Raw genomic sequence first — 13,424 nt, forward strand, 5'->3', positions numbered from 1 at the left:
AAAGTCTAAAATATGGGAAAATCGACATGGTATATGCTGGTTTAACCAGAGCAGGGCGGGCGGCGGCGGCAAGGCGACAACTGTCGGCGAATGGTCTTTGCAAGCCGGGTCTAAAGGTCTATAAGCCGCCGCATATTGAGGGCATCCTGAGGTATGGATGTGAGAACAGGTGAGTGAGATGGCAGACAATTGGACCCCGAGCAGCTGGCGGCAAAAACCGATCCTGCAGGTTCCCGAATATCCCGACGCAGCCGCTTTGGCGGCAACGGAAGCCACGCTCGCCAGCTATCCGCCGCTTGTCTTTGCAGGTGAAGCGCGCCGCCTGAAGAAACATCTCGCCAATGTCGCCGAAGGCAACGGCTTCCTGCTGCAGGGCGGCGACTGCGCCGAGAGCTTCGCCGAACACGGCGCCGACAATATCCGCGACTTCTTCCGCGCCTTCCTGCAGATGGCCGTGGTGCTGACCTTCGGTGCGCAGCTGCCGGTCGTCAAGGTCGGCCGCATCGCCGGCCAGTTCGCCAAGCCGCGTTCGTCGAATGTCGAGAAGCAGGGCGACGTGACGCTGCCGGCCTATCGCGGCGACATCATCAACGGCATCGAGTTCACCGAGGAGTCGCGCATTCCGAATCCGGAACGCCAGGCCATGGCCTATCGCCAGTCGGCTGCGACGCTGAACCTGCTGCGCGCCTTTGCGATGGGCGGTTACGCCAATCTCGAAAACGTGCATCAGTGGATGCTTGGCTTCGTCAAGGACAGCCCGCAGGGCGAGCGCTACCGCAAGCTTGCCGACCGGATCAGCGAAACCATGGATTTCATGAAGGCGATCGGCATCACCTCGGAAAACCATCCGAGCCTGCGCGAGACCGATTTCTTCACCAGCCATGAGGCGCTGCTGCTCGGTTACGAGGAGGCGCTGACCCGCGTCGATTCCACGTCGGGCGACTGGTATGCAACGTCAGGCCACATGATCTGGATCGGCGACCGTACGCGCCAGGCCGACCATGCGCATGTCGAATATTGCCGCGGCATCAAGAACCCGATCGGCCTGAAATGCGGCCCGTCGCTGCAGGCCGACGACCTGCTGCAACTGATCGACATCCTGAATCCTGCCAACGAGGCCGGGCGCCTGACGCTGATCTGCCGCTTCGGCCATGAGAAGGTCGCCGATAGCCTGCCGAAGCTCATTCGCGCCGTCGAGCGCGAGGGCCGCAAGGTCGTCTGGTCCTGCGATCCGATGCACGGCAACACGATCACGCTCAACAACTACAAGACCCGTCCCTTCGAGCGGATCCTGTCGGAAGTCGAAAGCTTCTTCCAGATCCACCGCGCCGAAGGCTCGCATCCGGGTGGCATCCATATCGAGATGACCGGCAAGGACGTGACCGAGTGCACCGGCGGCGCCCGCGCGGTCTCCGCAGAAGACCTGCAGGACCGCTACCACACCCATTGCGATCCACGCCTCAACGCCGACCAGGCGCTCGAACTCGCCTTCCTGCTTGCCGAGCGCATGAAGGGTGGCCGCGACGAAAAGCGGATGGTCGCCAACGGCTGAGATTAGGCCAAAACAAATGATAAAAGCCCGGTTCCGCCGGGCTTTTTGTTGACTGGCCTTGCCCTTCACTCGGCGTCATCCTCGGCCTTGTGCCGAGGATCTGCTGAGTCGTCGGCAGATGCTCGGGACAAGCCCGAGCATGACGAAAGAGGGGTTGGCCGGTTTTGCCGGCTGTCCGATCGCGGGGCGATCCGGGCTTTTTGTTGCTGCACTCAAATGCTGGCCTGGACGCTGTGCAGATTGGAGTAGACGCCGTCTTGCGCCATCAGCTCGTCATGCGTGCCCTGTTCGACGATACCATCAGCCGTCAGGACCAGGATGCGGTCGGCATGGCGGACGGTCGACAGACGGTGGGCGATGACCAGAGTGGTTCGGCCGTTTGCCAGGCTGAGCAACGCCTGCTGCACCGCCCGTTCGCTCTCGTTGTCGAGCGCGCTGGTCGCTTCGTCGAAGATCAGGATCTCCGGATTCTTGAGGAAGGCGCGGGCGATGGTGATACGCTGGCGCTGGCCGCCCGAGAGCTTGACGCCACGTTGGCCGATATCGGTGTCATAGCCATGGGGCAGGGCGACGATGAAGTCGTGCGCATTGGCGGCGCGCGCGGCGGCTTCCAGCTCGGCATCGCTGGCGTCGGGCCGGCCATAACGCAGGTTTTCCGCCACCGTACCGGCAAACAGGTAGACATCCTGCTGCACCACCCCAACATGGCGCCGCAGCGAGGCCAGCGTCACATCGCGGATGTCGATGCCATCGATCTGGATTGCCCCGGCCTCGACATCGTAGAAACGCGGTATCAGCGCGCAAAGCGTGCTCTTGCCGACCCCTGACGGGCCGACCAGGGCGACGAACTCCCCGGGAGCGATGGTGAGCGACAGCTGCTCGAGCACGCGCGGGCCATCGGCCTCGTAACCGAAGGCGACGTTAGAAAAACTGATCTCGCCCCGTGGCGCCGGCATCGGCCGCGCCGCCGGCCGGTCGGTGATGTCAGGGGCAATTTCCAGGATCTCCATGGCCCTGACGAAGCCGGTATAACCCTCCTGCCAGAGGCGCACGAAATTCGCCAGCCGCTGCACGGGATCGACCAGCACGGCGACGCAGAGCAGGAAGGTCAGCATATCCGGCACGGTCAGCTCCGCCGCCAGGATGCGCAGGCCGCCGACGATGATCACCAATATGGTGACGAGCTGGGCGAAGGTTTCGGTGCCGACCGAAAACCAGGCCTCGCTGCGGTAGCCCTCGGCGCGGCTTTGCAGGAAGCGCCGGTTCTGTTCGGCGAAGCGTTCCTTCTCCAGCGCCTCGTTGGCGAAGGACTGGACCACGCGGATGCCTGCAAGCGCATCCTCGACGCGTTCGTTGACGGCGGCGATCTGCCGTTTGCTGGCTTCGAGCGCGCGGTTCATGCGGCGGTTGAAATAGAGCGCGTAGGCCACCGCCACCGGGGTGAGCAGCAGTATGAGAGCCGCCAATGGCGGATCGATGAAGAACAGCACCAGCATGGCGCCGCCGTATTTGAGTACGGCGATAGAAAGATCCTCGGGGCCATGATGAAAGAGCTCACCCAGCCACAGGCTGTCATTGGTGATGCGGCTCATCAACTGACCGGTGCGCTGGCGGTCGTAGAAGCTGAACGAGAGCTTCTGGCAGTGCTCGAAGAGTTCCTGCCGCACCGTCGCTTCGATGCGCGCGCCCATCACATGGCCGCGATAATCGACGAAGAAGATGGCGACGATCTGGACCGCCAGCACGGCCAGCATGACGCCGCCCATCGCAAGGATATTTCCAAAGGCCTGCGGCGCGTCGGGCAGAGCCAGAAGGCGGCTCGTGACGATGTTGGCGCAGAGCGGCAGGGCGACCGCCGTGCCGGCAACCAGGATGGCGCAAAGCAGATCCGCCAGCAGCAACGGCAGGTGCGGACGGTAGTAGGAGAGGAATTTGCGCATGCGCGACCAGCGCCGCTCGCGGTCGGCGGCATTCGCATCGTCGCGGAAGAATCTCGGGAAGGAGTTATGGCGTCGCGAGCTTTTCCTCGCGCGGGAGAACCGAATGTTCATGAAGCTGAATGTCCTTGTGGGGGATGTTTCCTTTCTGTTCGGACAGGGTCGCTCTCATGTCAGTCTCCCGGGGGTTGAATAAATTAGACCTTAAGTATCGCCGACAACAGCCGGCGATTCAATGCCGGGATGAGATGAGGTTGGGGGCTGTTGTCGTCGAGCAACAGGTGCTTGAGCCGACCAAGCATGGATAAGGCCGGCGATTTTCAAGATTTCTGATGATTTCGTTGAAAGGAATGGATTTGACGCCGCGGGTGATCGGCGGCAACGTTCCGTCATAAGCGGGAGAGCGATCATGACCGAACGGCATACAGGCGGCTGCCTTTGCGGCGCCGTGCGATTTTCAACGACGGCGAAGCCAGGACCTGTCGTCGGCTGCCATTGCTCGCAGTGCCGCCGGCAGACGGGGTTTTATTACGCCGCGGTCAACGTGGCCCGCGCGGCTCTTTCGGTTGATGGCACTGAGGCGGTCCGCTGGTACCGGTCAAGCGAAGAGGCGCAGCGCGGCTTCTGCTCGAATTGCGGCTCCGCGCTGTTCTGGCAGGCGGACGGATCGGCGGAGATTTCGGTCATGGCCGGAGCCTTCGACACGCCGAGTGGCCTTGCCTTCGGCCATCATATCTACTGCGCCGACAAGGGCGATTTCTACGAGATATCGGACGGCCTGCCGCAATACGCGGTGAATCCGGTTTAGCCCTTGGCGGCAAGCGCAGCTGTGAGGCGGGCCACATCCTCGCGCAGCGCCGTCAGCTCGGTCAGCACGCTCATATCGATCTTCTGGTGCAGGGAGAGCACCTCAAGCTCGGCCTTGAGATTGACCTCGTAATCCTTGGCGGCCTCGAAGCGGTCGCGCTCGGCCTGCCGGTTCTGGGACATCATGATGATCGGCGCCTGGATGGCGGCGATCATCGACAGGATCAGATTCAGAAAAATGAAGGGGTATGGGTCGAAGGGATTCGCCACCAGACCGATGGTGTTCATCAGTGTCCAGACGGCGAGAAAGGCGAGGAAGGCGAGTATGAAGGACCAGGAGCCGCCGACGCGGGCGATGCCATCGGCGATACGCTCGCCGAAGGATGACTCGGCGGATAAGGCTGCATTGACGTCGGTCGAGATGATCTTGCGCGCGTGCGTTTTCGCCAGCACGCGCTTCTCGATGTCGCCGAGTTCATCGGCCGGCTTGTCGAAGTGATGATGCACGAAATTCGAAAGATTAGACATTGCCTGTTTCCGATGCCGGTTATCGATGCGGTCGCTTTCGGCGCCAGTATTCCGCTCCGGAGGCAAATTGCAATGCGTATCGGTGCCGCGCGGAGCCACGCGCGATCCGTTCATAAAAATTTCGTCGTCGCGAGGTGCCGCTTTCGGCCCGAACGTGTTGCGGTCGTGAAAGGTGCAGGCTAAATAAATGACATGACACAGGAAAACGCCCTTTCTGATATCTTCCGCATCGCCATCGGCCAGCTCAACCCGACGGTCGGCGATGTCGCCGGCAATCTCGCCAAGGCGCGCGAGGCGCGTATTGACGCGGGACGGGAGGGCGCGCATCTGCTCGTCCTGACCGAGCTTTTCATCTCCGGCTATCCGCCGGAGGACCTGGTGTTGAAGCCAGCCTTCATCCGCGCCTGCTGGAAGGCGGTCGAGAGCTTGGCAGCCGATACCGCCGATGGCGGGCCGGGTGTCATCATCGGCTTTCCCCGGCAGGACGAAACCGGGCGCTATAATTCCGTCGCCGTGCTCGACGGCGGCAAAGTGATCGCCGTGCGCGACAAGATCGATCTGCCGAACTATGGCGAGTTCGACGAGAAGCGCGTCTTCGACCAGGGCGCCATGCCGGGGCCGGTGAATTTTCGTGGCGTGCGCATCGGCATTCCGATCTGCGAGGATATCTGGGGCGATCTCGGCGTCTGCGAGACGCTGGCCGAAAGCGGGGCGGAAATCCTGCTGTCGCCGAACGGTTCGCCCTATTATCGCGGCAAGGTCGATATCCGCCATCAGGTGGTGCTGAGGCAGGTGATCGAGACCGGCCTGCCGCTGATCTATGCCGCCCAGCTCGGCGGCCAGGACGAACTCGTCTTCGACGGCGCGAGCTTCGCCTTCAACGCCGACAAGTCACTCGCCTTCCAGATGAGCCAGTTCGAGACCGCGCTGGCGGTGACGACGTGGAAGCGCGGCGACAGCGGCTGGCACTGCGCCGAAGGGCCGATGGCGCATATCCCTGAAAGCGAGGAGGCCGATTACCGCGCCTGCTTGCTCGGCTTTCGCGACTACGTCAACAAGAACGGCTTTAAAACTGTGGTGCTCGGCCTTTCCGGCGGCATCGATTCTGCGATCTGTGCGGCAATCGCTGTCGATGCGCTCGGTGAGGAGCGGGTGCGCACCGTGATGCTGCCCTACCGCTATACCTCCGAGGATTCGCTGAAGGATGCGGCCGATTGCGCGAGGGCGCTCGGCTGCCGCTACGACATCGTGCCGATCGAGCAGCCGGTGACGGGTTTCAGCAGCGCGCTCGCCAGCCTTTTCGAAGGCACGGATAGCGGCATCACCGAGGAGAACCTGCAGAGCCGGGCGCGCGGCGTCATCCTGATGGCGATCTCCAACAAGTTTGGCTCAATGGTGGTGACGACGGGCAACAAGTCGGAAATGTCGGTCGGCTACGCCACGCTCTACGGCGACATGAACGGCGGCTTCAATCCGATCAAGGACCTCTACAAGATGCAGGTCTATGCGATTTCCCGCTGGCGTAACGAAAACGTGCCGCCGGGTGCGCTGGGACCGTCGGGCGAGGTGATCCCGCAGAATATCATCGACAAGGCGCCGTCGGCCGAGCTTCGTCCCGACCAGAAGGACCAGGATTCGCTGCCGCCCTATCCCGTTCTCGACGATATTCTCGAATGCCTGGTGGAAAAGGAAATGGCGGTCGAGGAGATCGTCGGGCGCGGCCATGACGTTGCGACCGTTCACCGGGTCGAGCATCTGCTCTATCTCGCCGAATATAAGCGCCGGCAATCGGCGCCCGGCGTGAAGATCACCAAAAAGAATTTCGGCCGCGACCGACGCTATCCCATCACCAACCGGTTCAGGGATCGCTGACGCAATCGAGATCGCTGACGCAATCGAGATCGCTGACGCAATCGAGATCGCTGACGGCATCAAGCTTTTCGGGAGGAAACATGCGCAGCTCGGTTGAGATCTACAATGTCAGGACGGGCAGGGCCCGCGAGGTCTGGCAGACGGACAGGCTGGTGGAGGCACCGAACTTCTCGCCTGATGGTTCCACCCTGCTCTTGAACGGCGACGGGCTGCTTTACCGGTTGCCGCTCGACGGCGGCGAGGTGGTCACGGTCGATACCGGCTTTGCCGTCAACTGCAACAATGATCACGGCATTTCGCCCGATGGCACTGAGATCGTCATTTCCGACAAGACCGAATTCGGCAAGTCGGCGATCTATATCCTGCCGATCGAAGGCGGCACGCCGCGGCTGATCACCGAGAACCTGCCGTCCTACTGGCATGGCTGGTCGCCGGACGGGCGCCAGCTCGCCTATTGCGGCATCCGCGACGACCTCTTCGATATCTACACCATTTCCGTCGACGGCGGCACCGAGACGCGGCTGACGCATGGCGAGGGCCGCAATGACGGACCGGACTATTCCTCCGACGGCCAATGGATCTATTTCAATTCCAGCCGCACCGGGCTGATGCAGATCTGGCGCATCCATCCCGATGGCACCGGGCTCGAACAGGTGACCTCGGACAATCAGGGCAACTGGTTCGCCCATCCGTCGCCCAACAACGACATGGTGCTGCTCCTGTCTTACGACCCGTCCGTTTTCGACCATCCGCGCGACCTCGACGTACGGCTGCGGCTGATGGACATGGACGGCGGCAATCTGAAGACGCTGTTCGAGCTTTTCGGGGGGCAGGGCACGATCAACGTGCCCTGCTGGTCTCCTGACGGCGAAGAGTTCGCCTATGTCCGCTATTTCCCGGCGGCTTAAGTGCGGGTCTGGCGGCGCTCGCGGGCGGATTTTGCCAGGTCTTCCAGCACCGCGACCGACATGTCCCAGTCGATGCAACCGTCGGTGATGGACTGGCCGTAAACCAGCGGCTTGCCGGGAACGAGGTCCTGACGGCCGGCGACGAGGTTGCTTTCGATCATCATGCCCTTGATGTCGTTGTTGCCGGCGGCAATCTGCGCGGCCACGGATTTGACGACGAGCGGCTGGTTCATCGGGTCCTTGCCGCTGTTGGCATGGCTGGCATCGATGAGGATGCGCGGGGCGACGCCGAGCTTGACGGCTTCGCCGGTGACGGCTTCAACGTCGGCCGCTTCATAGTTCGGCCGCTTGCCGCCGCGTAAGATTATGTGGCAGTCCTCATTGCCCGTCGTCGAGGCGATGGCCGCCTGTCCGTCCTTGGTCACGGCCGGGAAGTGATGCGGCTGCGAGGCGGCGAGGATCGCGTCCAGCGCCACACGCACGCCGCCGTCGGTGCCGTTCTTGAAGCCAATCGGGCAGGAAAGGCCGGAGGCAAGCTGCCTGTGGACCTGGCTTTCGGTCGTGCGTGCGCCGATCGCGCCCCAGCTGACGAGGTCGGCGATGTATTGCGGCGTGATCGTGTCGAGGAATTCGACGCCGGCCGGAAGGCCTATTGCATTGATATCGAGTAGCAGCCGTCGCGCAATCCTCAACCCTTCCTCGATGCGGTAGCTGCCGTCGAGGTGTGGGTCGTTGATCAGACCCTTCCAGCCGACGGTCGTGCGGGGCTTTTCGAAATAGACGCGCATGACGATCTCGAGATCGCCGGCAAAGCGCCGCCGCTGTTCCTCGAGCCGCGCGGCATATTCCCGGGCGGCGACAGGGTCGTGGATGGAGCAGGGTCCAATGACGACGATCAGGCGATCGTCCTCGCCCTGGAGGATCTTATGGATCGCATCGCGATTGCTGGTCACGGTCTCGGTGACAGCAGTATGGCGGTGGATTTCCGCAATGATATCGGCGGGTTTGGTGAGGGGCGTGATCTCGACGATACGCAGATCATCAATGGTATTTGACACGGTATGGCTCCTGTTTGGTCATACCGTGCGGAACAAAAAAAGCCGCCAGGTAGACTAGCGGCTGTTCGGGTTGTCGTCGCGTCGAATTCAGTTACGCATGGACCCGCATCCGCTGAGAGCAGCGGTACCAATAAAATCGCGAGGCGTTGATTGACGTGATCGACATGAGGCTGATGTAGCGTCACGCCCGCGCATTGTCACGCAGATTTTTCTGCCTAAACCGGACGCTCCTGGGGACAGCAACTGCTCTTGCGCGAGCTACACCCACCGGGGCAGGAAGCACGTCGCACTCGATCTCACTCGTGCGACGTGCTCAGGGTCTTTGAGATCAGAGGGCGTCGACGTTCACGCCGACGGTGATGGCACCGATCGGTGTTCCCGTGTCGTCTGATATCGTCACGCTTGCCTGCGACTGGAGCGTCTGGGTCGATTCATCTTTTTCGATCTCATCGACGAAGACGGCATCCTTGCCGGCGCCGAAGGACTTCTGGAACTTGGCCTCGTCGCCCTGCCAATAGTCGGATGTGATGTCGCTTTGACCGACGTCCAGGCCCTTTGCATCCATGACGAAGATCTCGGTGATCTTGCCGCCGGAAGCTTCCTTCTTTCCCTGAAGGAATTTCGACAGGGCATTGTTAAGCACGCCGTCGATCATCGAGTGGTCGGAGCCATCGACTTCGGCACGCCACTTCTTGTCGAGGGCGTCGACATCGGCTGCGCTGAGATTGGCGTTGGCAGCGTTCTGCGCCTTGACAGCCTCGATGATGGCGGGATCGTTGAGCCAGGGCTTGACGTCGGTCGTCACGTAGTCGGAGATCGGGGCAAGCTTGGCATCCTGTGCCATGGATACGCCCATGGGCATGGCAAATGCGGTGCAGGCCAAAAGAAATGCGGGCACGATTTTCTTCATAAGTGTTTCCTTCCTGATTATAGGTTGCTGAGAACTAAGGTTTATCGGATGCTGACGACGTCAGAACTCCTCCCAGGCACCGGGAGCAGCGGCAACGGCAGCATTTCCTGCATGCCGCTGCGCGAAGGCTCTCGGCTCGGGACGAGATTGGCGGGTGGGTTGAACGGCTTTGGGCTGGCTGGCCGCAGACGCGCCAACGATGAACCTGCCGGCCGAGTCCTGCAGCAGGCGTCCTTGCGACAGCAGTTCGTGGCAGGCCGCGTTGGTTTCCTCGACCATTGCCGCGTTCTGCTGTGTCGTCTGATCCATCTGGTTGATCGCGCTGTTGATTTCCTGCAGGCCTGTCGCCTGTTCGCGATAGGATTGGACGATGGAAGCGATGCTGTCGCTGATGCGGTTGATCTGCTCCTCGATCTTCAGCAGGGCATCGCCGGTCTGGTTCACCAGCCCGACGCCCGCGGCAACTTCCTGGCCGGATACGTTGATCAGGTTCTTGATTTCCTTGGCAGCATTTGCCGACCGCTGGGCGAGCTCACGCACTTCCTGCGCAACGACCGCAAAACCCTTGCCGGCCTCGCCGGCGCGCGCCGCCTCGACACCGGCGTTCAGCGCCAGCAGGTTCGTCTGGAAGGCGATTTCGTCGATGACGCCGATAATGCGGCCGATCTGGCTCGACGAGGTTTGAATCCGGTCCATCGCCCCGATCGCATCACGCACCACGGTCGCCGAGACATGGGCGCTGCGCTTTGTCTCCTCGACCAGCTGCCCGGCATTTTCGGCTCGCTGCGACGATGTTCTGACCGTGGTGGTCACCTCATCCAGTGCCGCCGCGGTCTGTTCCAATGCTGCTGCCTGTTGCTCGGTCCGCCTGGCGAGTTGATCCGCGGAGGTCGCCAGCTCGCTGGAGCCGGTTTCAACCGCCACGGAAGCGGTCTTGATCTCTGTTAGAGCGGCCGCGACCGCATTGACCATGTTGTTGAAATCCTGACGCAATTTATCGAATTCTGGACCGACGTCGGCCAGGTGTATCGAGAAGTCGCCGGCGGCGAGCTCTTCCAATGCATTTGCGAGAGCGTTCATGACCAGCCGTTGCGTGTTGCTGGCCTCTTCGGTCAACAATGCGTTGCGCGCCCGTTCGGCGTCGAGCGAAGCACTCTGCTCGGCAGCGGCCTGCTCTCTCTCGACCTTCGCAATCGCCTCGTGACGGAAAACCTCCAATGCACGCGCCAGAAAGCCGATCTCGTCGCCATTTTCCCTGTAGGTGACGGGAGAGACCAGATCGCCTTTCTGCAACGCGCTGATTCGTTCGCTGATTACCCTGATGGGCCGGCCGACTAGGCTGCGCATGGCGAGAAGGAAGGCAACGACGGCCATGGCGGTGATCGCGGACTGCGTGAGCAGCGAAATGAGAACTTTCTTCCTGACTTCGGAAGCGATTTTTTCGACGGACCAGTTCGTGACGATGTAACCGGTGGCCTTGCCCGACTTATCCAGCGGGAGCGGCGCGATGATCGTCACCACGCCGGCAGATATTCTACCGTCATCGATGGTCGTCTTTTCCGGTTTCGCGCCGAGGCTCTTCACCAGATCGGCTGGTGCCGGCAAACCACTGACGCCATCGCGCGCCCAGGTATCGACGGCGGCAGGTTCGGCGTTGAATGCGGCAAACTGCACAAGATCGAGCGAGGGGTCGTCGCGGTAGAGCGAATAAGCCTCGCGAACGGCGTTCGCCTTCCCCCATTTCACGCCGCCCGCGGCCAGAGAGGCAAACTGCTCCGCATCCTTGGACCAATTCGCCTTGGCGCCATCGATCAATGCCCGGGTTTCGTACATCCACGTATAGGTGGCGAAAGCGGAAATGCCGCAGAGGTTGACGGCAACGATAATCGCCGCCAGCTTGGCTGTCAGAGGCATCGTTTTCAAAAATTGGAACATTCCGCGGCGGCCTAGAATTGCGGCTCAGTCGGATATGTTCCCGACCGGCGTCTCAATACGGGCATCCGCGCTGACGGTCACATCACGAGCCCTCATGCCCATGTCCGGATTGCAACCCAAAACGCGCAAACGCAGTGTGTATTTGATATGTGAATAAATCATAAAGTGGAATGAGATGCTGGAACACACGCGTGTAGCTTTCGCCGGCGCCGAACCTTGCGAATCGGAGGAGGAGTGCTTCCTTCGCGCCAAGCAGATCTGTCTCGATCAGCTGTTTTCCGCCACGGCCTCTTCGGGCTCGGCGTGCCGGCGCTTGCGGCCGCGCGCCGTCAGTTCCGCGCCGGCATCATGCGGCAGGCGCAGGAAGGTGATGCAGGCCAGTGCCGAAATCGCCGAGACGCTGAAGAAGGCGATATGGAAATCAGAGACCAGCAGCCTGCCGTCGTGAAAGCTGCTCGAAATTTCGAGAATGCCGCCGGCGATCGCCACACCCATCGCCATGGAGATACGCTGGGCAACGGCATTGATCGCGGTTGCCTGGCTGCTGTCGGCGTCATCGACATCGCCAAAGGCCATGGCGTTGACGCCCGAGAAAGCCATGGAGCGGAACAGGCCGCCGATCAGCAGGCAGGCCATGATCAGGAACAGCGGCGTTTCGGCGGTGAAAAGGCCGTTGATGCCGAGGAAGATCGCCGCCAGCAAAGTGGTGATTGATATGACGGTGCGGAAGCCGAAGGCATTGAAGGTGCGCGAGGCGGCGAATTTCGAGCCCATGGAGCCGAGCGCGCTGACGAAGGTGACCGAGCCCGATTGCAGCGGCGTCAGGCCGAAGCCGAGCTGCAGCATCAATGGCATCAGGAACGGCAGGGCGCCGAGCCCCATGCGGAAATTCGAAGCGCCGAGGATCGCCGCCCGGAACATCGGGTAACGGAACATCTTCGGATCGAGAAGCGGATAGGGCACGCGGCGGGCATGCAGGAGGTAGAGGAGGCCGGCAAGAATGCCGATCGCAACCGTGACGTAACCGTAGATGACGGGCACGGCCGGCAGGCTGATGACCGACACGCCGAAGACGAAGCCGGAGAAGCCGATGCCGCAAAGGAAGAATCCGGGGAAGTCCATCGGCCGCGGACTGCGTGGCTCCACCGCCGGCAGGAAACGGGTGACGAGGATGATGCCGAGCACGCCGATCGGGACGTTGATCCAGAAGATCCAATGCCAGGTGAGATAGGTGGTGAGGAAACCGCCGATCGGCGGCCCCATGATCGGGCCAATCAAAGCGGGAATGGTAAGCCAGGCCATGGCATCGACGAGTTCGTGGCGGGGCGTTCCCCGGACCAGCAGCAGGCGGCTGACCGGCGTCATCATCGAGCCGCCGGCGCCCTGGATCAGGCGCGAGACGACGAAGGCCGTGATCGAGTTGGAAAAGGCGCAGGCGATCGAGCCGATCATGAAAACAAAGATCGCCATGCGGAAGATGTTGCGCGCACCGAACCGATCGGACATCCAGCCGCTGATCGGGATGAAGATCGCCAGCGCCACGAGATAGCTGGTGACGGCGAGCTTCAGCGCGATCGGCGAGGTGCCGATATCGGCGGCGATTGCCGGCAGGCTGGTGGCGATCACGGTCGAATCCATCTGTTCCATGAACAGGGCGACCGCAAGGATCATGGGTGTGAGGCGGGGCACGGGCAACCGGGATGCTGCGATGGACAGTCACAGTCCATACGCCTTCGGTGGTGATAAGGCCATAGAAACTGTCGGTGAAGGGGCTTGCCTAGCCGCTTCAAACCGACGCGGGTGGGTGACGAAACGGGATCGTACGTCTTGTTTCCTTTTGTCCTCCCAAGGGTTTGAGGTAGGAACTGAGGCTGCGGCTTGCGCTCTCTTCTCCCCAGCGGGGAGAAGGTGGCCCGA

General features: G+C 61.8%; 10 protein-coding genes. 4 read left to right on the top strand and 6 right to left on the bottom strand.

The window, feature by feature from the left end:
- Positions 1–178: 178 nt before the first annotated feature.
- Positions 179–1,552 carry a class II 3-deoxy-7-phosphoheptulonate synthase gene (locus HX899_RS22525; RefSeq protein ID WP_029875504.1) on the top strand — a complete coding sequence of 458 codons (1,374 nt, stop codon included), beginning with the start codon at positions 179–181 and terminating at the stop codon, positions 1,550–1,552.
- Between the two features lie 212 nt (positions 1,553–1,764).
- Here HX899_RS22525 and HX899_RS22530 read toward each other — a convergent pair whose 3' ends face one another.
- Positions 1,765–3,603 (bottom strand): ABC transporter ATP-binding protein, encoded by a 1,839-nt coding sequence (locus HX899_RS22530; RefSeq protein WP_181293433.1) that lies wholly within the window; start codon positions 3,601–3,603, stop codon positions 1,765–1,767.
- A 295-nt stretch (positions 3,604–3,898) separates the two neighbouring features.
- On the opposite strand from HX899_RS22530, the gene HX899_RS22535 reads away from it, so the two are divergent.
- Positions 3,899–4,297 (top strand): GFA family protein, encoded by a 399-nt coding sequence (locus tag HX899_RS22535; protein ID WP_181293434.1) that lies wholly within the window; start codon positions 3,899–3,901, stop codon positions 4,295–4,297.
- On the opposite strand, the gene HX899_RS22540 is transcribed toward HX899_RS22535, so the two are convergent.
- On the bottom strand, positions 4,294–4,824 hold the full coding sequence (locus HX899_RS22540) for a DUF1003 domain-containing protein (RefSeq protein WP_017988514.1): 531 nt from the start codon (positions 4,822–4,824) through the stop codon (positions 4,294–4,296). The genes HX899_RS22535 and HX899_RS22540 overlap by 4 nt on opposite strands.
- 192 nt (positions 4,825–5,016) lie before the next feature.
- Here HX899_RS22540 and HX899_RS22545 point away from each other — a divergent pair, with 192 nt between their 5' ends.
- Both HX899_RS22545 and HX899_RS22550 read left to right on the top strand, forming a co-directional pair.
- The gene (locus HX899_RS22545) at positions 5,017–6,696 is read left to right on the top strand and encodes an NAD+ synthase (RefSeq protein ID WP_181293435.1); all 1,680 of its coding nucleotides are present in this window, start codon (positions 5,017–5,019) and stop codon (positions 6,694–6,696) included.
- An 80-nt stretch (positions 6,697–6,776) separates the two neighbouring features.
- Entirely contained in the window at positions 6,777–7,604 is an 828-nt protein-coding gene (locus tag HX899_RS22550) for a PD40 domain-containing protein (RefSeq protein WP_181293436.1), read from the top strand.
- Here HX899_RS22550 and HX899_RS22555 read toward each other — a convergent pair.
- The 4 genes from HX899_RS22555 to HX899_RS22570 all read right to left on the bottom strand — a co-directional run bounded on the left by HX899_RS22555 (position 7,601) and on the right by HX899_RS22570 (position 13,178).
- Positions 7,601–8,662, bottom strand: a complete 1,062-nt coding sequence (locus HX899_RS22555) for a 3-deoxy-7-phosphoheptulonate synthase (protein ID WP_181293437.1) — start codon at positions 8,660–8,662, stop codon at positions 7,601–7,603. The genes HX899_RS22550 and HX899_RS22555 overlap by 4 nt on opposite strands.
- Before the next feature lie 328 nt (positions 8,663–8,990).
- Positions 8,991–9,572, bottom strand: coding sequence for a hypothetical protein (locus HX899_RS22560; protein ID WP_181293438.1), 582 nt, complete (start codon positions 9,570–9,572; stop codon positions 8,991–8,993).
- Between the two features lie 60 nt (positions 9,573–9,632).
- Positions 9,633–11,507, bottom strand: a complete 1,875-nt coding sequence (locus tag HX899_RS22565) for a HAMP domain-containing methyl-accepting chemotaxis protein (RefSeq protein WP_181293439.1) — start codon at positions 11,505–11,507, stop codon at positions 9,633–9,635.
- Between the two features lie 267 nt (positions 11,508–11,774).
- Positions 11,775–13,178 (bottom strand): MFS transporter, encoded by a 1,404-nt coding sequence (locus tag HX899_RS22570; RefSeq protein ID WP_181293440.1) that lies wholly within the window; start codon positions 13,176–13,178, stop codon positions 11,775–11,777.
- Between the last annotated feature and the right edge of the window lie 246 nt (positions 13,179–13,424).

Origin of the sequence: Rhizobium sp. WYCCWR 11146, assembly GCF_013591995.1 — a bacterium.
Classification (GTDB): domain Bacteria; phylum Pseudomonadota; class Alphaproteobacteria; order Rhizobiales; family Rhizobiaceae; genus Rhizobium; species Rhizobium indicum.